At 64.6% G+C, this 24548-nt stretch carries 25 protein-coding genes; 20 read left to right on the top strand and 5 right to left on the bottom strand.

The features are described 5' to 3' along the window. Window positions 1-14 precede the first annotated feature (14 nt). Window positions 15-1511: a UbiD family decarboxylase gene (locus RID42_07025; GenBank protein MEQ8247419.1), complete on the bottom strand. Its 1497-nt coding sequence runs from the start codon at window positions 1509-1511 to the stop codon at window positions 15-17. Window positions 1512-1586: 75 nt separating this feature from the next. Between RID42_07025 and RID42_07030 the strand changes: the two genes are divergently transcribed. Both RID42_07030 and RID42_07035 read left to right on the top strand, forming a co-directional pair. Next, window positions 1587-2135, top strand: coding sequence for a carboxymuconolactone decarboxylase family protein (locus RID42_07030; GenBank protein ID MEQ8247420.1), 549 nt, complete (start codon window positions 1587-1589; stop codon window positions 2133-2135). 67 nt (window positions 2136-2202) lie between these two features. Continuing rightward, on the top strand, window positions 2203-2964 hold the full coding sequence (locus RID42_07035) for a hypothetical protein (protein MEQ8247421.1): 762 nt from the start codon (window positions 2203-2205) through the stop codon (window positions 2962-2964). A gap of 58 nt (window positions 2965-3022) precedes the next feature. On the opposite strand, the gene ubiA is transcribed toward RID42_07035, so the two are convergent. After that, window positions 3023-3976, bottom strand: a complete 954-nt coding sequence (gene ubiA, locus RID42_07040; protein ID MEQ8247422.1) for a 4-hydroxybenzoate octaprenyltransferase — start codon at window positions 3974-3976, stop codon at window positions 3023-3025. Window positions 3977-3991: 15 nt separating this feature from the next. Between ubiA and RID42_07045 the strand changes: the two genes are divergently transcribed. Together RID42_07045 and RID42_07050 are read left to right on the top strand one after the other, a co-directional pair. After that, window positions 3992-4735: a 16S rRNA (uracil(1498)-N(3))-methyltransferase gene (locus tag RID42_07045; GenBank protein ID MEQ8247423.1), complete on the top strand. Its 744-nt coding sequence runs from the start codon at window positions 3992-3994 to the stop codon at window positions 4733-4735. 150 nt (window positions 4736-4885) lie between these two features. Further along, window positions 4886-6253: a glutamate--cysteine ligase gene (locus RID42_07050; GenBank protein MEQ8247424.1), complete on the top strand. Its 1368-nt coding sequence runs from the start codon at window positions 4886-4888 to the stop codon at window positions 6251-6253. On the opposite strand, the gene RID42_07055 is transcribed toward RID42_07050, so the two are convergent. After that, window positions 6234-7175 (bottom strand): LysR substrate-binding domain-containing protein, encoded by a 942-nt coding sequence (locus RID42_07055; GenBank protein MEQ8247425.1) that lies wholly within the window; start codon window positions 7173-7175, stop codon window positions 6234-6236. The two genes, RID42_07050 and RID42_07055, sit on opposite strands and share 20 nt — an antisense overlap. Before the next feature lie 153 nt (window positions 7176-7328). Here RID42_07055 and RID42_07060 point away from each other — a divergent pair, with 153 nt between their 5' ends. The 7 genes from RID42_07060 (at window position 7329) to RID42_07090 (ending at window position 11869) form a co-directional block, all read left to right on the top strand. Further along, a complete protein-coding gene (locus RID42_07060; GenBank protein ID MEQ8247426.1) occupies window positions 7329-7559 on the top strand; it encodes a DUF1127 domain-containing protein in 231 nt (76 codons plus the stop codon). A gap of 51 nt (window positions 7560-7610) precedes the next feature. After that, window positions 7611-8297, top strand: a complete 687-nt coding sequence (locus RID42_07065) for a hypothetical protein (GenBank protein ID MEQ8247427.1) — start codon at window positions 7611-7613, stop codon at window positions 8295-8297. Between the two features lie 10 nt (window positions 8298-8307). Further along, window positions 8308-8922 (top strand): hypothetical protein, encoded by a 615-nt coding sequence (locus tag RID42_07070; GenBank protein ID MEQ8247428.1) that lies wholly within the window; start codon window positions 8308-8310, stop codon window positions 8920-8922. Window positions 8923-8958: 36 nt separating this feature from the next. Continuing rightward, complete coding sequence (locus tag RID42_07075; GenBank protein ID MEQ8247429.1) at window positions 8959-9771, top strand: TylF/MycF/NovP-related O-methyltransferase; 813 nt, start codon at window positions 8959-8961, stop codon at window positions 9769-9771. Window positions 9772-9912: 141 nt separating this feature from the next. Further along, on the top strand, window positions 9913-10608 hold the full coding sequence (locus tag RID42_07080; GenBank protein ID MEQ8247430.1) for an SIMPL domain-containing protein: 696 nt from the start codon (window positions 9913-9915) through the stop codon (window positions 10606-10608). 239 nt (window positions 10609-10847) lie between these two features. Then, entirely contained in the window at window positions 10848-11063 is a 216-nt protein-coding gene (locus RID42_07085; GenBank protein ID MEQ8247431.1) for a DUF1127 domain-containing protein, read from the top strand. 32 nt (window positions 11064-11095) lie between these two features. Further along, a complete protein-coding gene (locus RID42_07090; GenBank protein ID MEQ8247432.1) occupies window positions 11096-11869 on the top strand; it encodes an AAC(3) family N-acetyltransferase in 774 nt (257 codons plus the stop codon). Here RID42_07090 and tldD read toward each other — a convergent pair. Next, window positions 11866-13299, bottom strand: a complete 1434-nt coding sequence (gene tldD / locus RID42_07095; protein ID MEQ8247433.1) for a metalloprotease TldD — start codon at window positions 13297-13299, stop codon at window positions 11866-11868. The genes RID42_07090 and tldD overlap by 4 nt on opposite strands. A gap of 352 nt (window positions 13300-13651) precedes the next feature. Here tldD and coxB point away from each other — a divergent pair, with 352 nt between their 5' ends. The 9 genes from coxB (at window position 13652) to RID42_07140 (ending at window position 23311) form a co-directional block, all read left to right on the top strand. Further along, entirely contained in the window at window positions 13652-14569 is a 918-nt protein-coding gene (gene coxB / locus RID42_07100) for a cytochrome c oxidase subunit II (GenBank protein ID MEQ8247434.1), read from the top strand. Between the two features lie 45 nt (window positions 14570-14614). Further along, on the top strand, window positions 14615-16201 hold the full coding sequence (gene ctaD, locus RID42_07105; protein ID MEQ8247435.1) for a cytochrome c oxidase subunit I: 1587 nt from the start codon (window positions 14615-14617) through the stop codon (window positions 16199-16201). Between the two features lie 15 nt (window positions 16202-16216). Continuing rightward, window positions 16217-17185 (top strand): heme o synthase, encoded by a 969-nt coding sequence (locus RID42_07110; protein ID MEQ8247436.1) that lies wholly within the window; start codon window positions 16217-16219, stop codon window positions 17183-17185. Between the two features lie 135 nt (window positions 17186-17320). Further along, window positions 17321-17923 carry a cytochrome c oxidase assembly protein gene (locus RID42_07115; GenBank protein ID MEQ8247437.1) on the top strand — a complete coding sequence of 201 codons (603 nt, stop codon included), beginning with the start codon at window positions 17321-17323 and terminating at the stop codon, window positions 17921-17923. Window positions 17924-17956: 33 nt separating this feature from the next. Beyond that, complete coding sequence (locus RID42_07120) at window positions 17957-18766, top strand: cytochrome c oxidase subunit 3 (GenBank protein MEQ8247438.1); 810 nt, start codon at window positions 17957-17959, stop codon at window positions 18764-18766. Between the two features lie 16 nt (window positions 18767-18782). After that, the gene (locus RID42_07125) at window positions 18783-19151 is read left to right on the top strand and encodes a DUF983 domain-containing protein (GenBank protein MEQ8247439.1); all 369 of its coding nucleotides are present in this window, start codon (window positions 18783-18785) and stop codon (window positions 19149-19151) included. A 96-nt stretch (window positions 19152-19247) separates the two neighbouring features. Continuing rightward, complete coding sequence (locus tag RID42_07130) at window positions 19248-19997, top strand: SURF1 family protein (protein ID MEQ8247440.1); 750 nt, start codon at window positions 19248-19250, stop codon at window positions 19995-19997. Between the two features lie 46 nt (window positions 19998-20043). Further along, entirely contained in the window at window positions 20044-21534 is a 1491-nt protein-coding gene (locus tag RID42_07135; GenBank protein ID MEQ8247441.1) for a carboxypeptidase M32, read from the top strand. 43 nt (window positions 21535-21577) lie between these two features. Then, entirely contained in the window at window positions 21578-23311 is a 1734-nt protein-coding gene (locus RID42_07140; protein MEQ8247442.1) for a histone deacetylase family protein, read from the top strand. Window positions 23312-23321: 10 nt separating this feature from the next. On the opposite strand, the gene RID42_07145 is transcribed toward RID42_07140, so the two are convergent. Next, window positions 23322-24488, bottom strand: coding sequence for a 2'-deoxycytidine 5'-triphosphate deaminase (locus RID42_07145; GenBank protein MEQ8247443.1), 1167 nt, complete (start codon window positions 24486-24488; stop codon window positions 23322-23324). Between the last annotated feature and the right edge of the window lie 60 nt (window positions 24489-24548).

Raw genomic sequence — 24548 nt, forward strand, 5'->3', positions numbered from 1 at the left:
CCACCTAAGGCTCCCTACCAGATCGGTTTGCCGGAACCGGGCAGGCCGAGGCGGGGCCATTTCTCGGTGACAGTTTCGATGACGTCGTCGCGCATCCGAATCTTGGTGCCCCACTCGCGTTTGGTTTCGGGCGGCAGCTTGTTGGTGGCGTCGAGACCGATCTTGGAGCCCAAGCCGGACTCGGGCGAGGCGAAGTCGAGATAGTCGATCGGCGTGTTCTCGATCAGTGTGATATCGCGTGCCGGGTCCATCCGGGTGGAGACCGCCCACATCACGTCTTTCCAATCGCGTGCGTTAATGTCGTCGTCCACCACGATCACCCATTTAGTGTACATGAACTGGCGCAGGTACGACCACACCGCCAACATCACGCGCTTGGCGTGGCCCGGATAGGCTTTCTTCATCGAGACCACGGCGATGCGGTAGCTGCACCCCTCGGGCGGCAGCCAGAAGTCGACGATCTCGGGGAACTGTTGTTGCAACAGCGGCACGAAGACTTCGTTGAGCGCTTCGCCAAGCACACTAGGTTCGTCGGGCGGCCGCCCGGTGAAGGTCGACAGGTAGATCGGATCGCGCCGCATGGTGATCGCGCTGATCTTGAAAACCGGGAAGCGTTCGACCGCGTTGTAGTACCCGGTGTGATCGCCGTAGGGGCCTTCGGGGCCGTCGTCCTCGGGCAAGACATGGCCTTCGATGACGATCTCGGCCTCGGCTGGCACTTTGAGCGGGACCGAAACACAGTCGACCAGCCCGAGTTTCTTGCCGCGCAGGAGTCCCGCGAATTGGTACTCGGAGAGGGTTTCCGGCACCGGGGTCACTGCAGCGATAACGGTGCCGGGGTCGGCGCCGATCACGGCAGCGACCGGCATCGGTTCGCCCGGCCGGTCTTTTTTCCAGCGGTGGAAATGCTGCGCGCCGCCGCGGTGGGCGAGCCAGCGCATCAACGTTGTGTCGCGCCCGGTGACCTGCATCCGGTAGATGCCGAGGTTGAAGCGGTCGTCGGTCCCCTGGGTGACCACCAAGGGCCAGGTGATGAGCGGCGCGGGTTCGCCCGGCCAGCAGGTTTGGATCGGCAGTTTGGCGAGGTCGATATCGGCGCCGGTCCACACGACGTCCTGGCAGGGCGCGTGGGTGACGCTGCCGGGCTTCATCGCCATCACGGTCTTAAGGAGCGGCAGCATCGCCATGGCTTCGCGCCAGCCGCCGGGCGGTTCGGGCTGGCGCAGGAAGGCGAGGGTTTCGCCGACGGCGCGAAGCTGATCGGGGGTGCGGCCGATCCCGGCGGCAACGCGGGCCACGGTACCGAACAGATTGACCAGAACCGGCATCGCGCCGGGTTTACCCGCCGCATCGACTGGGTTTTCGAACAGGACGGCAGGGCCACCCTCGGCCAGCAGGCGGGTTTGGATTTCGGTCATCTCAAGTTCGGTCGAGACCGGTTCGTGTACGCGCACCAAGTTGCCCTCGGCTTCGAGGCGCTGGATGAAATCGCGGAGGGAGGCGAAGGACATGGTCGGGTCGATTCAGCGGTCAACGACGGATGTGCATGGTATATCACCGAAATCGATCAACCCGGAGCGTTGCCCATGACCCGTTTTGCCGAAGTGACTCCCGAAACCCTCAGCGATGCGCAGCGCGCGGTTTACGACGCGATGATCGCGGGTCCGCGCGGGGCGGTGCAGGGGCCCTTTCACATCCTGTTGCGCAGTCCCGAACTGTGCGCCCGGGCGCAGGCGTTGGGGGCGTTTTTGCGCTTCGGTTCCAGTTTGCCGCCGCGTCTGTCGGAACTGGCGATCCTGGTCACGGCGCGGTTCTGGGGGGCGCAGTTCGAGTGGTACATGCATGCCCCGTTCGCTGCGCAAGGCGGACTACACGACGACATCATCGAGACCATTCGTACCGGCGGCGACCCGCGCGCGTTGATGCAGGCAGACGAGAAGGCGGTCTACGACTTCGCCGTCGCGACGCACGAGCGCCACGGGGTCGATGATGCGCTCCACGCCGAGGCCACGGCGCAATTGGGCGAGGCCGGCGTCGTCGATCTGATCGGGTTGCTGGGCTACTACACGATGATCAGCATGGTGTTGAACTGCTACGAGGTGCCGGTGCCGGACGGAGCCACGCCGCTGGACTAGGGAGCGGCGCGCATGGGCGGCGCAAATCCTGTACAACACCGGCGCATGACACGACAGGAGGCACACAATGGCTGAACCGACCGACGCCGAACGGCTGGTCCGCGCGAAGAGTTATCCCTACGACGTGCCGACCACGAGCTACATCTTGCACCAGGGCAAGCCGGTCCCGCTCAAGCGGATGAACCCGCCGGACGATACGGCCGAGCGAATCCCGGTTCTGGCCTACGGCTCGAATGCATCGCCGCAGCAGTTGTTGCACAAATTTCCCGACCTGACCGAGGACGAAGGGATTCCGGTTCTCAAGACCGCGCTGACCGGATTCGATGTCGTTTACTCGGCGCGCTTTTCAAGTTACGGTGCGATCCCGGCGATGCTGGCACCATCGCCCGGCACCCGGCTGACGACCTATGTGACCTGGCTGACCGAGGCGCAACTGGAAGTGATGCACGACACCGAGTTGGGGCCGGCGCGCGACGGATCGGCCTACACCTTCGGTAAGCTGACAGGCATCCTGGCGATGATCGATGCCATCGGCATGCGCGACGAGGTGTATATGTATCAAAGCGCCGCGCCGGCGATGGGCCACGACGGCGCGCTGTGTGCCTATGCCGAGGTTGTGGCGCGCGAGCGCACGCTCAACGCCTATACCCACGACACCGTGCTGAACGCGGCGCACCAGGGCATCGCGCCGGAAATGTCGCTCGACGACTTCGTTTTGAAGACCGCGACCGACGCGCAGGCGCGCGCGGGTTATACCGCGCGGCTCCACAAGAACGGTGTCAAGGTCAAGCTGAAGGGCTACAAGCAGTTGCTGCCGACGTTGCAGTAGGGCCTCTCGAAGTCGCTGACGCGCGACAGCGGTGGGCGGAGGTGCCTTCGGGAGCGGCCTAGGCCCACACACTCCCGACGACGATTGCCAGGAATACCAGCGCGCCGGTGCGGTGGTTGGCGCGGAACTTGGCGAGGCAGTCGTCGGGCGCGTCGATCTTGAGGGTGCGGGCCTGCCAGCCGAGATGGGCAGCGGCAGTGGCCAAAAGAATATAGAAGGCGATGTGGAGACCGGCTGTAGCGCCGGCGGCGGCGATCAGCGCCACGGCGATAGCGTAGGTCGCATAGAGGAAAGGTCTCGTGCGCGCGCCGAGCCAACGGGCGCTGGACTTGACGCCGACCAAAGCGTCGTCCTCGGTGTCTTGGTGGGCGTAGATCGTGTCGTAGCCGAGCGTCCAGAAAATGCCGCCGAGATACAGCAGGACCGGCGTCGCCGACAGGCCCCCGGTGACGGCGGCCCAACCGAGCAGCGCGCCGTAGTTGAAGGTGAGGCCGAGCCAAAGCTGGGGCCACCAAGTGATCCGTTTCATGAACGGATAGGCGGCGACGAGCGCGAGCGAAGCGACGCCGAGCCATACCGCAAAGGTATTGAACGTCAGCAGGACGGCAAGGCCGATCAGGCTTTGGATCGCCAACCAAACGGTCGCGGCACCGACGCTTGCCGCGCCCGACGGGATGGGCCGGCTGCGGGTGCGTTCGACCTGGGCGTCGATCTTGCGGTCGACAATGTCGTTATAGGTGCACCCCGCGCCGCGCATCGCCAGCGCCCCGATACCGAACAGGGCCAGCAAAAAGAGATCGGGCAGACCGAGCCAGGGGCGGGTGTCGGGGGCGTTGGCGGTCAGCGCGGCCGCCAGTGCTATCGACCACCACCCGGGCCATAGCAGGAGCCACGTCCCGATGGGGCGGTCGAGCCGCGAGAGGCGCAGGAAGGGGCGAAGCGCGCCCGGGCTGCGGTCCACCCAATGCCCGCGCACCGAATCCGGAAGAGCCGTGTCGTTGCGTGCCGTCATTGCTATGGTTCTAGCATGACCGCTCCAGCCGATGCGCCTTCGATCCGTCTCTACGTCACCCATGACCTGACCGAGGGGGCCGGTGTGCCGCTCGACGCAAAGCAGGTTCATTACCTGAAGAACGTCATGCGCCTGGGGGTTGGCGACGTCCTGTCCGTCTTTAATGGGCGCGACGGCGAATGGCGCGCTGCGGTCGCGGCCCTCGGGCGCAGCGACGGGGTACTCGAGACCGTGGCCCGCGCCAAGCAGCAGGCGGTGGAGCCCGATCTGTGGTTGGTCTTTGCACCGATCAAGAAGACCCGCTTGGACGTTCTGATCGAGAAGGCGGGCGAGCTGGGGGCGGCGCGCTTGGTCCCGGTATTGACCGACCGGAGCAGTGTGCGCGACCTCAACGCCGCGCGCGCGGCGTCGCTGACGATCGAGGCGGCCGAGCAATGTGGGCGGATGACGGTTCCGGTCGTCTCCCCGATCGTCCCGTTGACCCAGTTATTGGCGGCGTGGCCAGCGGCGCGCCGGCTTCTGTTTTGCGACGAATCGGGGCGCGCACCGCCGATTGCCGAGGCCCTGGCGGGCCAACCGAACGGGCCATGGGCTGCGTTGATTGGCCCCGAGGGTGGGTTCTCGCCCGCCGAGCGCGATGCCGTGGCGGCCCTCCCCCAAGCTGTGCCGGTGGCGTTGGGTCCGCGCATCCTGCGTGCCGACACCGCCGCGATCGCGGCGCTGTCGCTCCTCCAGGCCCACCTTGGCGACTGGCGTTAGGCGCATGGCGGGGTTGCGCAGGAAGCATGGCGGCACTCGGCGCTTTGCATTCCCATTCCATACGGCAATACTGCGGCCCAACAACCGATAACCACTTTGGATTTCATTGATGAACGTGTGTAGCACGCCCTGCCGGGTGGGCGGGTAGCCGTGTCGGCACCGCCGGCCGACGAACCGGGCACCCCGGTCGAGAACAAGCAGCAGCTCGTCGACTTCATTGCGTCGGGCTGCAAGCCGCCCGAAGCGTGGAGGATCGGCACCGAACACGAGAAATTCGCCTTCGACCTCAAGACGCTCCGCCCACTGCCCTATGAGGGCGCCACCGGGATCCGCGCCCTGTTGGACGGTTTGACCAGGTTTGGCTGGAAGCAACACTTGGAGAACGGCAAACCCATCGCCCTGACGATGGACGGCCAGAGCGTCACGCTCGAGCCCGGCGGGCAGTTCGAGTTGTCGGGCGCGCCGCTGGAGACGATTCACGAAACCTGTGTCGAGGTGAATACCCACCTGAAGCAGGTCGAGGAAGTCGGGGCGGAGATCGGTTCGGGAATGCTCGGTTTGGGTTTCAACCCGAAATGGGCGCGCGCCGACGTGCCGGTGATGCCCAAGGGCCGGTACGGGATCATGAAGGCCTATATGCCGCTCAAGGGATCGCTAGGCCTGGACATGATGCTGCGCACCTGCACGGTGCAGGTGAACCTGGATTTCGCTTCCGAAGCCGACATGGTGAAAAAGTTCCGGGTCAGTCTGGCGTTACAGCCGGTGGCGACGGCGCTGTTCGCCAACTCGCCGTTCACCGAAGGCAAGCCGAACGGGTTTATGTCCTTCCGCAGTCACGTATGGACCGATACCGATCCCGATCGCTGCGGCATTCTGCCGTTCGTGTTTGAGGACGGTATGTCGTTCGAACGCTATGCCGACCATGTGCTCGATGTGCCGATGTATTTTGTTTACCGCAACGGCACCTACCTCGACGTGTCGGGCCATAGCTTTCGCGATTTTCTCGACGGCAAGCTACCGGCTCTGCCAGGAGAAAAACCGACATTGCGCGACTGGGAAGATCACATGACGACGCTGTTCCCCGAAGTGCGGATGAAGCGGTTCCTGGAAATGCGCGGCGCGGACGGCGGTCCGTGGGGACGGCTATGCGCGCTGCCGGCGCTCTGGGTCGGCTTGCTCTATTCGCAAAACGCGCTCGATGCGGCGTGGGATCTGGTCAAGGACTTCACGCTCGAAGAGCACAACCAGCTCCGCGCGGATGTTCCGAAGCGGGCTCTCAAGACGCCGTTCCGCGGCGGAACGGTGGGCGACCTCGCCGGGCGGGTTCTTGAAATTGCCCAGGCCGGTTTGCGCGATCGCGCGAGGCTCGACGGCGGCGGCAGCGACGAGAGCGGATTTCTCGATCCGCTGGTGGAGATCCAACAATCCGGACGGGCTCCGGCCGAGGATCTTTTGCAACGCTACGCCGAGGTGTGGGGCGGCAGCGTCGATCCGGTGTTCAGCGAACAGGCGTACTGACGCCGTACTCGCCGGCGCGGCGCGAACGATCCGGGTAATCCAGCGGCGTAAGGCGAGGCTCGTGCCCCTCGTCGCGAAAGGACTCGACGATGTGGTCGGCAAGCGCCTCGACCGCCGCCGAGCGTTCGCGCGGGGTGCGCTCCAGCGTCAGCACAATGTCGGGTAGGGAAGGGAAGCCGTCCTCGACGCCCAACATGCGCATCCCCGGGGTCAGTGCACTGCGCCCAATCGTGGTGATCGCGAGGCCGGCGTTGACCGCTGCGAAGAGTCCCATCAAGGAGGGCGAGACGTAGGCGATCCGGTGCAACCGGTCCATCCGGTCCAGCGCGGTCACGGTCGCCTCGCGGACCTGACACGGTGCGGCGAACAGCGCGAGCGGTAGGACAGGTTCGTCCTCGACCCGGTGGTCGCGGGGCGCCGCCCACACCACGGCTTCCTTTTTCAAGGGCTGGCTCTCGCCGGTGAGGGCACCGCAGGTTACGACCGCGAGGTCGATTTCGCCGGCCATCAAGGTGTCGCGCAGACGATCGGAAGTGTCGCAGCGTAGATCGACCTGGACGCGTGGATGAGAGCGGGCGAAGCGCGCGAGGATCGGCGGCATGAACACGCCGACGTAGTCGTCGGGAATGCCGACCCGGGCCACGCCCTCCATTTCGGGCTGGAGCAACGACGAAAGAGCGGCGTCCTGTAGTCGCAAAATGCGGCGGGCATAGACCAGCAGATCTTGGCCGGCCGGGGTCAAGGCGCTGACCCGCCCGTCGCGCTCGAACAGGGGGCGACCGATCTGCTCTTCGAGGCGTTTCATTTGCATCGAGACTGCCGATTGGGTGCGACCGACATGATCGGCGGCGGCGGTGAACGACCCGGTCTCGGCAATGGCGACCAGGGTCCGCAGGAGGTCGATATCGAGGTTGCGTTGCATCTTCGATACATAAGCGAACCTGATCGGTTCGAACAAATCAATTCGTTTGATTGATGTCTGCGCGGCTTCTACCTATGGCGCAAGAAACGGGTGGGTTTGCGCCCGGTTTTCCTAAGGATAGGAGCCCTGACAGGCGCATTGAGGAGCATAACGATGGCCGAAATCACACTGAGCGAGAGGGGCGAATGCAGGGTTCGCGACGGTACCGGGCTGCCCGACGTCGTTGGACGCTTGATGCTCCTGGGTCGGCGCTGGCGCAAGGCCCGGCGCGACCGGCGCGTCCTTGTGGGTATGGACGGGCGGACCCGGCGCGATATCGGCGTTAGCGCGGGCGATATCCAGTCGGCCGCCCAACTGCCGTGGTGGCGTTGGCCGCTCAACTAGCGCACTCCCCTAGTGGCCGCCCGTCGCGCTATCATGCGCTATGGGACGGTCATGAACGAGACGCCGAACGACGCCGATCCAACGATCTACCAGCGCGCACGGTCGGTACTGCAGCGCGTCAAGCGCCGGTACATCGTCGCCTTCATCGTCGCCTTCATCGTTGCAGGTCTCCTGGCGGACGTGGCGATTGTCGGGGGTGGTTTGTGGTGGATCGGCGTGTTCGATCCCACCGACGCAGCCGCCGCGGCCCGTAGCGCCCTGGTCGCATGCGAAGCCGGGTCAGTATCGACAGATGACAACGTCCTCGATTCCTGCTTCGAGAGCATTCGCCTTGCGACCGAAGACCCTGCGGCGCGGCGCATTGCAGCGCACGGCGAGATTGCCCAGCGTGCCGTCACCCAGGTTCACGCCGTCTGCCGATCGGTGGCGAGCCTAGACCTGCTGCAACGCTGTGCCGATGCGCCGATCGTCGAGGGGGCGTTACCGGCGATAGCCGTCCGAACCCGGGTCGATGCGTTGATGCGGCTGGAAGACTATCCGCGCTTGCGCGACGAAGGCACCCGGTTGATCCGCTACGGCGACGGCTTCGGTTATGTCGCGCGCGGTCTCGCACATCATGCCGCCAAATCCTTCGAACTCGCCGCACGCGACTACCGCGAAGCGGCGAAACATTTTCCGGACGACCCGGTCCTGCTCGACAATTTGGCTCGCGCCGAAGTATCGGCGCCGCCGCAATAGACGAGGACTCGTGCGCCCGCCAACCGATCCGGATCATCGCCACCCCCACCATCATGCCCACCCGCACGGCGCCCACGGACATGGCGTCAAGCCGGCGCGCTCGCGCCGCCTATGGGTCGCCGGCATTGCCGCGGCTGTAGCTGTCGTGGCGTTGGCCGCCGCGGTGTGGATCTGGCTGCCGCCACGGTTCGTCATCGATCCGGGCGAGGCGGCGAGCGACTACCTGCTGCGGTGCAACCGGAGTTTCGAGCGCGGCCGGTACGCCGAAGCCTACGAGTTGTGTGCCATCGCGCTCGCTAAACCCGCGCGGCCGCGGATCCATGTCGATGCAGCCAGGCGCATGGCGCTGTCAAAGCTGGCGGCAGGCGACACCGGCGGCGCAAGCGATCTCGTCAGCGTGCTGGAAGTACGGCTAGGCGATACCTCCGGCGGGGCGATTCGGGGCGCGGCCCTGCATGTGGCGGGCCGCTTTGCCGAAGCGACGGCCGCGTACCGCGCCTGCCGGTCCGCCAATCCGCTGCTACCCGAACTGACGGATCTCGCCGCCGCCTCGCGCGGGCTAGAACCGAGCAACGACGCCATACAAGGCCTCTCAAAGATCCGCTGCGCACCGGGTGGGCGTTAAGACCTTGTTAGCCAAACCGCCGTTAGGGTGGCGGCCATGAATCAGACCTCCGTGCCCAGCTACGAAGCCATGAGCATCTATGCGATCGGGATTCCGATCGCGACGCGCAGTCAGTTGCGCAAGAATGCCTATGAAATGCAGCAGCTCTGCCGCACCAGCGGTGTGCGCACCTACATGGCCGACAATTTGATCGCGGTTGGCCGCAATCTTGGGTTTACCCGCGACCGTCGGTTCATCGACGCCGCGGGCGATGCCTGTCAGCAACCCGAAGATTTGCACAAGCTGTGGCGGCTCCACACCTATTGCTGGGCGATTTCAACTGCGCTTGGCGTTGCGGGCGATCTGGTGGAGTGCGGTGTGTTCGAAGGGCTCTACGCGGCGACTGCAATGGGGACCTTAGGCGATGCGATCGGGGCCGACCGACAGTATTATTTGTACGACACCTTCCAGGGCCTCGACGGCCGCTACGCCACCGAGCAAGAAATCCAGCTTTCAGGGACGGGCTTCGGTGCGGCGGGCATCGAAGAGTCAGTGCGCGCGCGCTTTGCGCCGTGGCCCAACGTTCGCGTTATCGCCGGAACGGTGCCCGACACGCTGCACCAAGAGGCGCCCGCCGAGGTGGCGTTCCTGCATCTCGACATGAACTGCGTGGGCGCGGAAATCGCGGCCCTAGAATTCTTCTACGACCGGATTCCCGAAGGCGGCGTGATCCTGTTGGACGACTTCGGCCGCGCCGAATACGAATCGATGTTCCAGGCCTATGACGAATGGTTCGGCGACCGCCACCTGCGGATTCTTGAGCTGCCGACCGGGCAGGGCATGGTCGTCAAGCGGACGGTCCGCGCCTAAGCAACGCGGCATGCGTCGACGCTCGCTACCAGACATTCTATTTTGAGGATGTGACACAGTTGGATGGTCGCGGCTTTCCTTGTTGGACCGCCGCGGCGCATGCCGTGGGCGATTCAAACACGTACTTGGGAGCGACACTCGATGCGCCACACCCTGCCGATCCTTGCCTTGATTGTGTTTGCGGCCACGGCTGCGCCCGCGCGGTCTGCCGACACCGTTCGGCAGGTGACCGTTACCGGCCAGGCGCAACTTAGCGTGACACCGGACCGCGCGCAGGTCAGCGCGGGCGTGGTAACCCAAGCGCCAACGGCGGCGGCGGCGGTTTCCGAAAATTCCACGGCGATGCAAGGCGTCTTTGCGGCCCTGAAGCGGGTGGGTATCGCCGAGGCCGATGTTCGGACGGCAGGGTTCAACGTCTCGCCGGTTTTCGATGACGTGCGCGCGCCGCGGCAAGCACCGCGGATCGTTGCCTACCAGGTCGCCAACACTGTCACGGCTTTGGTCCGCGATCCCGATAGGTTGGGCGACACACTGGATGCCCTGATCGCTGGCGGGGCCAACAACCTGCACGGAGTGTCTTTCTTTGTGGCCCGCGACGAGGAATTGCAGGACACGCTTCGGGTCGAGGCGGTGAAGGACGCGAGACGCAAGGCCGCGATGATGGCCGAGGCCGCGGGCGCAACGCTCGGGCCTGTTCTGACCATCGTGGAGAACGGGCGCGGCGGCGGCCCTGTGCCGCTTGCCCGCATGCAGGCCGAATCGGTGCGCAGCGTGCCTGTCGCGGCCGGTACCGAGACCTTGACGATGGCCGTCACAGTGACGTTCGAGTTGCACTGACGCCGGCGCGAATCACATTGACCGCGCCCAGGCGCAACCGTATGGTCCGCGCCATGTTTGCCCAGATGCACGCCCGTAAAAACGCTGCCATGACCCGCTCCGGCGGGCCGTGTGGGGAGTTCGTGCGCTAAGCGTCAGCAAACAGCAAACCAACCACAGGCTCCGCCGGACATCCGGACGGGGCTTTTTTTATGCCTGCTTCCGTCCGCTGCCCGGCGCCAACGATGGAGAGCAGGATCATGGACGACTTCTACGACGACCCCCAACTCTGGCCCCGGGCAGCGCCATCCTGGTGGCTGCGACCGGCCTTGCTGTGGCGGCGCTGGTGCAAGGCGGGTGAAGACCGTGCTGCGCTGGCGGTCTTGGATGCGCGCACGCGCCGGGACATCGGGGTGAGTGCCGCGGAAATCGCGGCGGCCTGCGAGGTTCCATGGTGGCGCTGGCCGACACGATGAACCCAGCCGGCGAGATGCCGTAAGCTGCGCCGATGTTGCCGACTGAAATCGCCGCTCACCTCCACACGTTGGGAGTCGCGCCGGGCGGCGTGCTGCAACTACATACGTCCTATCGCGCGGTGGGCGCCGTCACGGGCGGTCCCGACGGTTTGATCGACGCGGTGATGGCGGTCTTGGGTCCGACGGGGACATTGGTCATGCCGTCATGGACTGGCGACGACGATTCGCCGTTCGATCCCGCGGCAACGCCGGCGGCGCGCGATCTCGGCGTGGTGGCCGAGACGTTCCGCCACCGCCATGGCGTCGTACGTAGTGGCCACCCCCTGGCGTGGGCGGCACTGGGGCCCCGCGCGACCGAAGTGGTGGCGGTGCCGTTGCAGCTGCCGCCGCATGGTCCGAAGAGCCCGGTTGGCCGGATTCACGACCTCGACGGTCAGGTGCTCCTGCTCGGGGTTGGGCACGATGCGAACACGAGCCTTCATCTCGCCGAGCTGATCGCAGGCGTTCCTTACCGTGTGCCTCACCATGTGACGGTGGCGGAAAACGGGTTGGCCAAACGCATCGACTACGGCGAGAACGATCACTGCTGCGCGCGGTTTGCGCTCGCCGACGATTGGCTACGGGCCGAGGGTGGGCAGCGCGAAGGGCCGGTCGGCAAGGCACACGCGCGGCTGTTTCGCGCCCGCGACGTCGTTGCACTTGCGGCGGCCCGCCTCGCGCGGGACCCGCTTTTGTTTCTACATCCGCCTGGCGGCGGCTGCGCGGCCTGCGATTTGGCGCGGGCGTCCCTAACGCGCGACGCCTAGCCCGCCGCCGTACCGCCGACGGTGAGGCCGTCGACGCGGATGGTGGGCAGACCGACGCCGACGGGGACGCCTTGGCCGTTCTTGCCGCAGGTGCCGACGCCGGGGTCGAGCGCCATGTCCGTGCCGATGCCGCTGATCTTGGTGAGCACGTCGGGGCCGTTGCCGATCAAGGTGGCGCCCTTGACCGGTGCGCCGACCTTGCCGTCCTGGACCATATAGGCCTCGGTGCACGAGAAGACGAACTTGCCCGAGGTGATATCGACCTGGCCGCCGCCGAAGTTCACGGCGTAGAGACCGTTCTTGACGCCCTGGAGGATCTCGCCGGGGTCGCGGTCGCCCGACAGCATCAGGGTGTTGGTCATGCGCGGCATCGGCATGTGAGCGTAGGACTGGCGCCGGCCGTTGCCGGTAGGTGCCATGTTCATCAGGCGCGCGTTGAGCCGGTCGTGCAAATAGCCCTTAAGGATGCCGTCCTCGATCAAGACGGTGCGGCCGGTGGGCGTGCCTTCGTCGTCGACGGTGAGCGAGCCGCGCCGATCGGGGATCGTGCCGTCATCGACCACGGTGACCCCGGGGGCAGCGACGCGCTGACCCATCAAGCCGGCGAAGGCCGAGGTCTTCTTGCGGTTGAAGTCGCCTTCGAGGCCGTGGCCGATTGCTTCGTGGAGCAGGATGCCGGGCCAGCCGGGGCCAAGCACGACGGTCATTTCGCCCGCCGGGGCGTCGATCGACTCGAGGTTGACCAGGGCTTGGCGCAGGGCTTCGTCGACCTGCCCCTGCCAGGCTTGCGGGTCGATATAGCCAAGGTAGCCGGTGCGCCCGCCGGTGCCGTGCGAGCCGGTTTCCTGGCGGTCGCCGTCGCCGACCACGACCGAGACGTTGAGCCGAACCATCGGGCGGATGTCGCCGACCGCATGGCCGTCGGCGCGGATCAAATGGACGACCTGCCACGAGCCGGCGAGCGACGCCGACACCTGCCGCACGCGCGGATCCTTGGCGCGGGCGTAGGCGTCGATCTCCTGCATCAGTTTGACCTTGTCCTCGAACGGCACCTCGTTGAGCGGGTTGTCGTCGACGTAGAGGGTGTTGTTGGTCCGCGCCGGACCCGCGGCCTGGGTGCCACCTTTGCCGGTGCGCACGGCTTGGACGGTAGCGACGGCGCGTTTGATGGCGTCTTCGGAAAGTTCGGCGGCATGGGCGTAGCCAGTCGATTCCTCGCTGACCGCGCGCAGGCCGAAGCCCTGGTCGGTGTCGTAGCTGGCGGCCTTGAGGCGTCCATCGTCGAACGAAAAACTTTCCGACTGGCGGTATTCGAGGAAGATCTCGCCATCGTCCATCCCATGCAGGGCATCGCCGACGAGCCGCTCGACCCTTTTTTCGTCAAGGCCGGTACGGGTAAAGAAGAGTTCCTGTGGCGATGGCTGGCTCATGCAAGCTCCCGGTTTTGGGTGTGGCCCGGAATATAGGGATTCCCGAGGCCGGGTGCGAACCGCCGGGGCCAATCCCCGCGACATAATGACGCGGAAGCAGCACCGGGGGGGGCTGCACCGCCGGATTGCCCCGGCGTTTTTAGACAAAATCCATATATTTCAATGCAATAGGCAGTGCCGCGCCGGACGGGGCGGTGAAGCGCGGTGCCCACGCCAAGGCTGCGGCGATTGGTCCCTCCCGGCGGTGCTGGCGCCGGGACCGTGGGATTAGTAATACTTTCGCGTGCGAGTCGGCGCCGCAGGGCGTGCGGGCGCGCCTTTTTGGGAACGACCAGGAAACGGGTCTATCGGCATGTGGAATTCACGCATCTTTTTGATGGCGATCGCAGTGTTCGCCTCGGTCACGGCGCTGGCGGGATATGCCGACGCGCAAGGTTTTGTCGGTTCTTCTCATCCATGGGAAATGGGTCTGCGCGAAGCGGCCTCGCCGACGATGGACCGGATCAACAGCTTCCACAATTTCCTGCTGGTGATCATTACGGCCATCACGATCATCGTGATGGCGTTGATGGCCTACATCATGATCCGGTTCCGGGCGTCGCGAAACCCGAACCCCAGCCAGAATACGCACAACACGGTGCTTGAGGTGCTGTGGACGGTCGTCCCGATCGTCATTCTGGTGGTCGTCGCGGTGCCGTCGTTCCGGCTGCTCTATTTCGTCGACCGCACGGCCGAGGCCGAACTGACGGTCAAGGCGATCGGCAATCAATGGTTCTGGAGTTACGAATATCCCGATCACGACAACCTGACCTTCGATGCAGTCATGGTTCCCGATGAGGACATTCAAGAAGGACAAGTTCGTCTGTTGTCCACCGACAACGACGTGGTCCTGCCGGTCGATACCAACATCCGGATACTGACGACGGCGACCGACGTGATTCACGCCTTCGCGATGCCCAACCTCGGGCTTAAGCTCGATGCCGTTCCCGGCCGCATCAACGAAACCTGGGTGCGGATCGAACAAGAAGGCGTTTATTACGGCCAGTGTTCGGAGCTCTGCGGGAGCGGCCACGGCTTCATGCCGATCACGGTCCGGGTAGTTAGCAAAGAGGATTATGCCCGCTGGGTCGAGGACGCCAAGGAGAAGTTCGCCTACGACGGCAAGCCCGGCGCGCCGACCGATGCGGTCGCGGCCCGGGCGGAGAAAGCCCGCCAGATCGCGACGTACTACGAAGAAATCGCCGCGAGCGGCAAAGCAAACACCAACTAACATCGTCCGCGCACCCCGCGACAACACGCACGAAGAGGTCGAGTTATGAGTTACGGATCCGCCGCTGCCCACGATGACCACACGCCGCGAGGCTGGCGCCGTTGGGCCTATTCGACCAACCATAAAGACATCGGCACGATGTACTTGATCTACGCCATTTTCTTTGGCGTCGTCGGGGGCATCCTGTCGCTGCTGATGCGGATGGAACTGGCCGCGCCGGGGATGCAAATTTTTGGCACCGACTATCAGTTCTTCAACGCGGTGGTTTCGGCGCATGGGTTGATCATGGTGTTCTTCATGATCATGCCTGCCTTTATCGGCGGGTTCGGCAACTGGTTCGTGCCGTTGATGATCGGCGCGCCGGACATGGCATTCCCACGGCTCAACAACATTTCGTTCTGGCTGTTGATCCCGGCCGGTATCTTGATCGTCGCGTCGCTGTTCGTGGGCGAGGGGCCAGGCACCGGGTGGACGGTTTATGCGCCGTTGTCGACCACGGGCCATCCCAGTGCATCGGTCGATTTGGTGATCTTCGCGCTCCATCTCGCCGGCGCCTCGTCGATCTTGGGTGCCGTCAACTTCATTACCACCATTTTCAACATGCGGGCACCGGGCATGACCCTGCACAAGATGCCGCTGTTCGTGTGGTCGGTGCTGGTCACCGCGTTCCTGTTGCTGTTGTCGCTGCCGGTCTTGGCGGGCGCGATCACGATGCTGCTGACCGATCGCAACTTCGGCACGGCGTTCTTCGATGCCTCGCAGGGCGGCGATCCGATTCTGTACCAGCACCTTTTCTGGTTCTTCGGGCACCCCGAAGTTTACATCCTGATCTTGCCGGCCTTTGGCGTGATCAGTCACATCGTCTCGACGTTTTCCCGCAAGCCGATCTTCGGCTATCTCGGCATGGCCTATGCCATGGTCGCGATCGGTGCGGTCGGCTTTATCGTGTGGGCGCACCACATGTACACGGTAGGTCTGGATGTCGACACGCGGGCCTATTTCGTCGCCGCGACGATGGTGATCGCGGTGCCGACAGGCATCAAAATTTTCTCGTGGCTCGCGACCATGTGGGGTGGGTCGATCAAGTACACCGTGCCGATGCTGTTCGCGTTGGCGTTCATCTTCCTGTTCACGCTGGGCGGCGTCACCGGCGTTGTGCTGGCCAATGCCGGGATGGATGTGGCGTTGCACGACACCTACTACGTCGTCGCGCACTTCCACTATGTGATGTCCTTGGGCGCGCTGTTCGGCATTTTTGCCGCCTTCTATTACTGGGCGCCGAAGATGTGGGGGCACATCTACAGCGACACGTTGGCCAAGCTGCACTTCTGGCTGACCTTCATTGGCGTCAACCTGACGTTCTTCCCGATGCATTTCTCGGGTTTGGCGGGGATGCCGCGGCGTATTCCGGACTATCCGGACGCGTTCGCCGGTTGGAACATGGTGTCGTCGATCGGCTCCTACATTTCGGGCGTCGCGACGCTGGTGTTCCTGTGGCTCATCGTCGACATGTTGGTGCGCGGCAAAAAGGCCGAGGGCAACTACTGGGGTGAAGGCGCGACCACGCTCGAATGGACGCATACCTCGCCGCCGCCGTTCCACACCTACGAAGAGCTGCCGCGCTTTAAGTAGGATAGAGCCAGTCCGTTGACCGACCTCAGCATCACCTCATCGCCGCGCGCGGCGTCCGCCTCATCGGCGCAAGCCGCGTCCGTCTCATCGACGGCGGGCGTCCGCGACTATATTGCGCTGCTCAAGCCGCGGGTGATGTCGTTGGTCGTGTTTACCGGCCTGGTTGGTCTGGTCGTGGCGCCCGGGGCGATCCATCCGGTGACGGCGGTGATCGCGTTGATCGCCATTGCGCTGGGTGCGGGGGCGTCGGGTGCCATCAACATGTGGTACGACGCCGACATCGATGCGGTGATGAAGCGGACAGCCAATCGCCCGATCCCGTCGGGCAAAGTCCAACCCGCCGAGGCACTGGCCTTCGGCGTCGTGATCTCGGCGCTGTCGGTGCTGATGATGGGGTCGCTGGTCAACTGGACGGCGGGCGCGTTGCTGGCGGTAACGATCGGGTTCTACGTGTTCGTCTACACGATGTGGTTGAAGCGGCGGACGCCGCAGAACATCGTTATCGGCGGGGCCGCGGGCGCGTTGCCGCCGGTGATCGGCTGGGCCGCCGTAACCGGCGATGTGTCGTTGTTGCCGTTCATCATGTTCGCGATCATCTTTTTCTGGACGCCGCCGCACTTTTGGGCGCTGGCGCTTTACCGTAGCGGCGATTACGCCAAGGCCGGAGTCCCGATGCTGCCCGTGGTCCGCGGCGACAGGGAAACCCGCCGCCAGATCCTGCTCTATAGCCTGTTCCTGGCACCGCTGGCGGTGACGCCGTGGATCCTGGGCGGTGCCAGCTTGTTCTACGGCGCAAGCGTTGGCGCGCTCGGCGTCGCCTTTGTCGCGCTGGCTTTCGGCATTTGGCGCCGGACCGCCGAACAGGCCGAGGCCGACGGACATCGCGCGGCGAAACGCCTGTTCGGTTTCTCGATCCTTTATTTATTCTTGGTCTTTTCGTTGCTGTTGGTCGATCACCTGCTCGGCTTAGCGCCGGGCGCGTAGCGGGGTGGCGATGCCGATCAGCGAAGAACATCGAAAACGGCGGGGCAAGAACTACGCCCTCGCCGCGGCCTTGGTCGCCTTCGTAATTATTGTGTTCCTGGGCGCCATCGTGCAGATGCAAGGAGGCTGACCGTGATCGATCGCCGCCGTCATCGCGTTACCGCCATCATGCTGGTGGGTGTCGTCGTCACAATGGGCGCCGCCGCCTATGCCGCGGTGCCGTTGTACCAGTTGTTTTGTCAGGTGACGGGGTTCGGCGGAACGACTCAGCGGGCCGAGACCTTGCCGGTTGCGACGGGCGAGCGGATCGTCAAGGTGCGCTTCGATGCCAACACCGATCCAGGCTTGCCGTGGCGATTCCGCCCCAAGCAGCTAGAGATCGCGGTGCGGGTCGGGCAAGAAGGGCTGGCGATCTACGAGGCCGTCAATCTTAGCGACCAAGCAATCATGGGACAGGCGTCGTTCAATGTGTCGCCGGCGAAGGCGGGCCAATACTTCAGCAAGATTCAGTGCTTTTGCTTCAACGAGCAGGTTCTGCTGCCGGGCGAAACGGCGAATATGCCGGTGACATTCTTTATCGACCCAGCGGTCGTTGACGATCCGAACATGAACGACGTGAGCACGATTACGCTGTCCTATACGTTTTTTCGCCAAGACATGACCGAGGATGAGGTGCGCCAGTACCGGCTATCGCAGACCGGTGGCGCATCCGATGCCAAATCGAACGAGATCAACTAAACCCGAACGCGGTTTGAGACAGGAGTAAGGCGAATGGCCGACGCACACGCAAGAGGACACAGCTACCACATGGTCGATCCGAGCCCATGGCCGATCGTCGGTGCGATCAGCGCTCTGGCCTTGACGGTCGGGTTAGTGCTGTTCATGCGCGAAGTCACGGTATGGCTCTTGGTTATCGGCGGCGCGATGACGGCGTACACCATGCTGATGTGGTGGCGCGACGTGACGCGCGAGGCCGAGCACCAGGGGCACCATACGCCGATCGTGCAGCTTGGCCTGCGCTACGGCATGTTGCTGTTCATCGCCTCCGAAGTGATGTTCTTCGTGGCGTGGTTCTGGGCCTACTACAACGCGGCACTCTATCCCACCGGGGCTATGGGCAGCATGTGGCCGCCCGAAGGGATCGTCACGTTCAACCCGTGGAGCCTGCCGTTCCTCAACACGATCATCCTGCTGACATCGTCGACGACGGTGACCTGGGCGCACCATGCGTTGCGTCACGGCGACTACCGCGGTCTCAAGATGGGACTGTGGTTGACGGTCCTGTTAGGGCTGACGTTCTCGGGCATCCAGGCCTACGAATATAGCCTCGCCGAGTTCTCTTTCAGCGGCGGCATCTACGGCTCGACATTCTTCATGGCAACCGGGTTCCACGGCTTCCATGTCATCGTCGGTACGATCTTCCTGATCGTGTGCCTGATCCGTACCTATAAGGGGCATTTCAAGCCTGATCAGCACTTCGGCCTTGAGGCGGCGGCGTGGTACTGGCATTTCGTCGACGTCGTCTGGATCTTCCTGTTCATCTCCATCTACTGGTGGGGTGCAGGCGCGGTCGTTCACTGATCCTCGGCGCGAGGGGATGACGGCGCCCGACCACCAAAGCACCGCCGTTTCCCCGCTTCGGGCCGGATTAGCGGGCCGCTGTCCGCGTTGCGGCAAGGGCAAGCTGTTCGATGGCTTGCTCCAGGTCGCCGAACGATGCGACAGTTGCGGCCTGGAACTGAAGGCGCGCGATACCGGCGACGGTCCCGCGGTCTTCGTTGTTCTCTTGGTGGGCGCGCTGGTCGTGGCCGCGGCGTTGATCGTCGAAGTGTCCTATCAGCCGCCGTTCTGGCTTCACGCCGTATTGTGGATCCCATTGATCCTTGCGCTGTCGCTCGGACTGTTGCGGCCCTTGAAGGCGTTGTTCTATGCCATCAACTACAGCCGACGACCGGATGGGCAGTAAGCGCGAGCGATCGCATTCGGAGCGGAGCGGCGACGGTGTGTGCGGTGCGGTGCTTGCCCCAAGTTTTGGAGCGGAGCGCCAGCGAAGGATTTGACGATGAGTGATCGTGACGGCGGCGGACGGGCAGTTCCCTGGTTCGAATTCCGACCTACCGTGGGCTCGACCGTTGCGGCGGTCGTCGGCGTGGCGCTACTGGTCGCGCTGGGAAGCTGGCAGGTCTACCGGCTGGGCTGGAAGACCGAGTTGATTGCCGAACGAACCGCGCACTTGAATGCTGCCCCCGTGGCGCTCCCCACCGACGATGCCGCTCTACCGGACGCTCTGTGGAAGCCAGTCACCCTGACCGGGCGTTTTCTCCACGATCAGGAACTCCACCTTGCCGCCCGCTCCATGCGGGGCAACGTCGGGGTGCATGTTCTGACACCGTTCGTGCGCGAAGAGGGGCCCACGGTCCTGGTCAATCGCGGCTGGGCACCGGACGACCGGAAAGACCCGGCAACCCGTGCGGCGGCACAGGTTGAAGGCGTCGTCACCGTGCAAGGGCTCGTGACCCCGGGCGCCGGTCGAAACATGTTCACCCCCGACAACGACGCCGAAAACAACTTTTGGCTGTCGGTCGACTTCGCCCAGATGAGCGCCGCGGTGGGCCGCCCGTTACAGCCGGTGGTCGTCGACGCCGATGCCACGCCCAATCCGGGCGGGTTCCCGATCGGCGGTCAGACCCGTCTGAATATCCCAAACGATCACCTGCAATACGCCCTGACCTGGTATTTGCTCGCACTGACCCTGATCGTGGTCTACGTCGCCTGGAACCGGAAGCGGATGCGCGAGACCACGACGCCGTAAGTTCGCGCTGGCGCACGAGGTATTCCGAGGCATACAGTCCGCGCCCATGAACGACTATCAACAGCTTGAAACGCGGTTTCGCCGACTCGGAGTTCTGGGCGGGGTTGGGCAGGTTCTGCATTGGGACCGGGCGGTGATGATGCCGCCGGGCGGGGCCACGTCCCGGGCCGACCAATTGGCCGAGCTTAGCCTCCTCGAACACGACTTGATTACCGCGCCTGATATGGCCGATTTGCTTGCTGCGGCCGACCAACACCGGGCCGCGTTGAACCCGTGGCAGGCCGCCAATTTGCGCGAGATGCGGCGATTGTGGCGCCATGCGACCGCGGTACCGGGCGACCTGGTCGCCGCAACCTCGCACGCGAACTCTGCCTGCGAGATGATTTGGCGCGACGCACGCGCACGCAACGATTTTGCCGCCGTCACCCCAGCGTTGGAAGCGGTCGTCGTGCTGGTGCGCGAAAAGGCGCAGGCCAAGGCGGCCGCGCTCGATCTGTCGCCCTACGATGCGTTGCTCGATGCCTACGACCCCGGCATGCGGCGGGCCGAGATCGATGGCATCTTCGACGAACTGCGCGCGTTCCTGCCCGAATTGATTGGGCGGGTCGTCGAGCGCCAAGCCGCCGGACCGGCGCTCCTGCCGGTCGCGGGCGAAACCTCGGTCGCCGCGCAGCAGGTGCTGGGCGAGCGGATCATGGCGGCGATCGGCTTCGATACCGATTTCGGGCGCCTCGATGTCAGCCACCACCCCTTTAGTGCCGGTGTGCCCGACGACGTTCGGATCACGACGCGCTACAGCGCCGACGCCTTTACCGAATCCCTCATGGGCGTCATCCACGAAACCGGCCATGCGCTGTACGAGCGCGGCCTACCCAAAGATTGGCGCTGGCAGCCGGTGGGCATGGCGCGGGGGATGACGATCCACGAATCCCAGTCGTTGCTGATGGAAATGCAAGCGTGCCGGAGCCCGGCGTTTATTCGCTTTGCCGCACCGATCATGCGCGAAACCTTCGGCGGACGCGGGGCAACGTGGGACACCGACAATTTGATGCGCCTGTACCATCAGGTCGAGCGCTCGCTGATCCGGGTCGAGGCCGACGAAGTGACCTACCCGGCACACATTCTGCTGCGCTACGACCTTGAAAGTGCACTGGTGGCGGGCGATCTCGTGGTGGCGGATCTACCTGGCGCGTGGTGCGAGGGGATGCGCGCGTTGCTGGACATCGCGGTGCCCGACGACAAAGACGGTTGTATGCAGGACGTTCACTGGTTTGGCGGCGACTTCGGTTATTTCCCGACCTATACGCTGGGGGCATTGGCCGCCGCTCAACTGTTTCGCGTGGCTTGCAATGGGGACCCCGCGGTCATGGCGGGGATCGGCGTTGGCAATTTTGTGCCGCTCCTGTCGTGGCTGCGCGCGCATGTCCATAGCAAGGGCTCGCTCCTGGGGACCAACGATCTCTTGATCGAAGCGACCGGGTCGCCGCTTGGCGCGGCGGCGTTCAAAGCCCATGTCGAACAGCGCTACTTGAGCTGACGATGACCCGCCGCGCCTGCCGTCCTCTTGTTCGGTGCGCCCGATGATCCGCTTTCACCGCTTGTTCGATCCGCACACCGGGGCCGATCTGCGTCGCTACGGCAAGATTCGCGAGATGTTCGATCGCGCGTTTCCGGCCGAACGCGAGGCCGTCGACCGGATCGAAGCCCACTTGCCTAAACCGCCGGGCGGCACCGCGGAGCTGATCGTGCTGGTTGCCGAGGACGAGAACGCGAACGTCTTGGGTTTTTCGGCGACCTACTATTTCCCGACGCTTCGCCTCGGGTATCTGTACTACATCGCCAGCGATCCAAGCCGGCCGGCGCGCGGCATCGGCGGCGCGGTGTACGAAGCGACCCGCGAGTTGCTGATCGCCCGCGACGGCCGCGGGCTATTCCTCGACGCGGGTCCCGACGACATCGACAAACTGAAAGACCGCTCGGGAATCGCGCAGAACCGCAGCCGTCTCAAATTTTACGAACGCTACGGGGCGTTCCCGGTCGTCGGTACGCTCTACGACGTCGAGGGCAATCCGGCCAACGAGGGGTACCGCGTGTTTCTGCTTTACGACGGCCTTGGCCGTCGTCGGCCGCCGCGCCGCGCCGATGCGCGCAAGTTCGTCCAGCTCATGTTCAAGGTTCAGTACGGTCAGGATGCGAGCGACCCTTACGTGCGCCGGATCGTGGCGTCGTTCCGGGACGACCCGATCAAGGTGCGCCCGCCGCGTTACATCAAAGCCGATGCCCCGGCGCCGCTGCGGCCCAAGGGCGCGCGGTTGCGCCCGTTGGCGCTGGTGGTTTCCGAGCGGCACCGAATTCATCACCTGCGCGAAAAGGGCTATGTCGAACGCCCGGTGCGGATCGACGCCGTGCTACGTGGCCTCGAGAACGTGCCGCACACGCGTTACCCGCTGCGCCGGTTCGGCGAGGAACCGATCCGCCAGGTACACGATCCGCGTTTCGTCGCCTATATCGCCGCGATGTCCGAAAAACTCGGGCCCAAGGAAGTGCTCTATCCAGAGGTTTTTCCGGTGCGCCGACCGGACCGGCGGCCCAAGGAGCTGAAAAGCCGGGCCGGATATTACTGCATGGACACGTTTACCCCGCTGACCCGCAACGTCTACCGCGCGGCGAAGGCAGCGGTAGATTGCGCACTGACCGCGGCGGACCTGGTGTTGGAGGGCGAGCGGATGGCCTATGCGTTGTGCCGCCCGCCCGGGCACCACGCCGAACCCGCGCTCTATGGTGGGTTTTGCTATTTCAACAGTGCCGCCATCGCCGCCCATTGGCTGTCCTACAACGGCAAGGTCGCGGTGTTGGATATCGACTATCACCACGGCAACGGCACGCAAGAAATCTTCTATCGGCGCAAGGACGTTCTGACGGTGTCGATCCACGGCACGCCGCACAACTCCTATCCGCACTTCGCCGGGTTCGACGACGAACGGGGTGAGGGCGACGGCAAAGGGTTCAACCGCAACTTCCCGCTGCCGCGCGGGGTGACGTCGGACCGCTACGCCGAGGTCCTCGCCGATGCGCTGCGGGTCGTTAAGCGATTCGGTCCGACATGGTTCGTCGTGTCCCTGGGGTACGACATCATGCGCGGCGACCCGACGGGGTCGTTCCTCTTGAATGCCCAAGCGATGCGCCGGCTCGGCGAAATGATCGGTGCGATGGGCTACCCGACCCTGGTGGTGCAGGAAGGCGGCTATTCGGTATGGAACCTTCGCCAGGGTGCCCATGGCTTTTTCACTGGGCTGACGCGCACGTACTATTGAAGCGGCGCGCCTAGCCGACCTTGAAGTGCTTGGACAGCTTGAGGCCCTGGCGTTGGTAATTCGAGCCGATGCCCTGCCCATAGACACGGTCGGGGACGCGGGTGAGGGGCTCGTAGACGAGCTGGCCGACGGTTTGGCCGTGTTCAAGCAGGAACGGCACTTCGAAGGACCGGACCTCCAGTACCGCCCGGGAGCCGGCGCTGTCGTCTTCGGAATACCCGAAGCCCGGATCGAAGAAACCGGCGTAGTGAACCCGGAATTCTCCCTTGAGCGGATTAAAGGGCAGCATCTCCGCGGCATGGTCGGGCGGGACGCGGACCTCCTCACGGCTGACTAGGATGTAGAACGCGTTGGGGTCGAGGATCAGCGATTCGTTGGGGGCGTAGACCGGTTCCCAAAAGTCGGCGACGGGGTAGGCACCGACGCGGTCGACATCGACCAAGTCGGTATAGGCGCGGGCCTTGTAGCCGACCAGACCGTCGCCGCCCCGCCCGCGCAGGTCGACCGAGACCGGGACATCGCGGTGAATCGTGCCGGCGGCGATTTCCTCGCCCTCGGGCGCCGTCAGGAGACCGACTTTGTCGTGTAGGCGTTGGGTTGCGGCGGCGCTCGGCATCGGGGCACCGCGCCGCAACCGCGCTTGCAACAACCGCGAGCCCTGCCGGACTTTGACGCTGAAAGTGCGCGGCGAAACCTCGACGTAGAGCGGCCCGGCGTAGCCTTCGGGAATCCGATCGAACTCGGTTGCGTAGTCGGCGATTAGGCGAGTGAAGATGTCGAGGCGGCCGGTAGAACTTTTCGGGTTGGCAACGCCCGCGAGGCCGCGCCGCAGTTTGACCGATTCGAGGAGTGGGACGATGTAGACGCCGCCTCGCTCCAGTACGGCTTCTTTGGTGAGGTCGATTTGATGGGTGCCGAGCGCCTCGATCTTATTCAGTACGGTGCGGGTCTTGCCGGGGAGGAAACTCGCGCGGACCCGGTAGGCGACGGCGCCGAGGCGGAGGTCGAGGCTGGCAGGTTGGACCTGTTCGGGCAGGATCGGCGGATCGGCGCGCAGCGCGCCCGATTCGATCAACGCATGGATTTCCTGCGACGGCAGAATCCCGGTGTTGTAGCGCCGCCCCGGGGCCGCGGCGTCGTGATCGTCGGGGAAAAGCTCGTCGGTTTGCGGTTGCATGTCGCCTGCCTTTGGAGACTTGGTAACAGACCGCTCGGGGGGCGACAACGCTCGAGATTT

Source organism: Alphaproteobacteria bacterium (assembly GCA_040216735.1).
Classification (GTDB): Bacteria; Pseudomonadota; Alphaproteobacteria; order SHVP01; family SHVP01; genus CALJDF01.

Bases quoted from the DNA above. Each gene is read 5' to 3' on its own strand.
- RID42_07060 (MEQ8247426.1), top strand. From the start codon at position 7,329: ATGGCCGAAATCACACTGAGCGAGAGGGGCGAATGCAGGGTTCGCGAC.
- RID42_07085 (MEQ8247431.1), top strand. From the start codon at position 10,848: ATGGACGACTTCTACGACGACCCCCAACTCTGGCCCCGGGCAGCGCCA.
- coxB (MEQ8247434.1), top strand. From the start codon at position 13,652: ATGTGGAATTCACGCATCTTTTTGATGGCGATCGCAGTGTTCGCCTCG.
- ubiA (MEQ8247422.1), bottom strand. From the start codon at position 3,976: ATGACGGCACGCAACGACACGGCTCTTCCGGATTCGGTGCGCGGGCAT.
- RID42_07130 (MEQ8247440.1), top strand. From the start codon at position 19,248: ATGAGTGATCGTGACGGCGGCGGACGGGCAGTTCCCTGGTTCGAATTC.
- RID42_07030 (MEQ8247420.1), top strand. From the start codon at position 1,587: ATGACCCGTTTTGCCGAAGTGACTCCCGAAACCCTCAGCGATGCGCAG.
- RID42_07045 (MEQ8247423.1), top strand. From the start codon at position 3,992: ATGACCGCTCCAGCCGATGCGCCTTCGATCCGTCTCTACGTCACCCAT.
- RID42_07120 (MEQ8247438.1), top strand. From the start codon at position 17,957: ATGGCCGACGCACACGCAAGAGGACACAGCTACCACATGGTCGATCCG.
- RID42_07025 (MEQ8247419.1), bottom strand. From the start codon at position 1,511: ATGTCCTTCGCCTCCCTCCGCGATTTCATCCAGCGCCTCGAAGCCGAG.
- RID42_07080 (MEQ8247430.1), top strand. From the start codon at position 9,913: ATGCGCCACACCCTGCCGATCCTTGCCTTGATTGTGTTTGCGGCCACG.
- RID42_07125 (MEQ8247439.1), top strand. From the start codon at position 18,783: ATGACGGCGCCCGACCACCAAAGCACCGCCGTTTCCCCGCTTCGGGCC.
- RID42_07065 (MEQ8247427.1), top strand. From the start codon at position 7,611: ATGAACGAGACGCCGAACGACGCCGATCCAACGATCTACCAGCGCGCA.
- RID42_07090 (MEQ8247432.1), top strand. From the start codon at position 11,096: ATGTTGCCGACTGAAATCGCCGCTCACCTCCACACGTTGGGAGTCGCG.
- RID42_07075 (MEQ8247429.1), top strand. From the start codon at position 8,959: ATGAATCAGACCTCCGTGCCCAGCTACGAAGCCATGAGCATCTATGCG.
- RID42_07135 (MEQ8247441.1), top strand. From the start codon at position 20,044: ATGAACGACTATCAACAGCTTGAAACGCGGTTTCGCCGACTCGGAGTT.
- RID42_07035 (MEQ8247421.1), top strand. From the start codon at position 2,203: ATGGCTGAACCGACCGACGCCGAACGGCTGGTCCGCGCGAAGAGTTAT.
- ctaD (MEQ8247435.1), top strand. From the start codon at position 14,615: ATGAGTTACGGATCCGCCGCTGCCCACGATGACCACACGCCGCGAGGC.
- RID42_07140 (MEQ8247442.1), top strand. From the start codon at position 21,578: ATGATCCGCTTTCACCGCTTGTTCGATCCGCACACCGGGGCCGATCTG.
- RID42_07055 (MEQ8247425.1), bottom strand. From the start codon at position 7,175: ATGCAACGCAACCTCGATATCGACCTCCTGCGGACCCTGGTCGCCATT.
- tldD (MEQ8247433.1), bottom strand. From the start codon at position 13,299: ATGAGCCAGCCATCGCCACAGGAACTCTTCTTTACCCGTACCGGCCTT.
- RID42_07145 (MEQ8247443.1), bottom strand. From the start codon at position 24,488: ATGCAACCGCAAACCGACGAGCTTTTCCCCGACGATCACGACGCCGCG.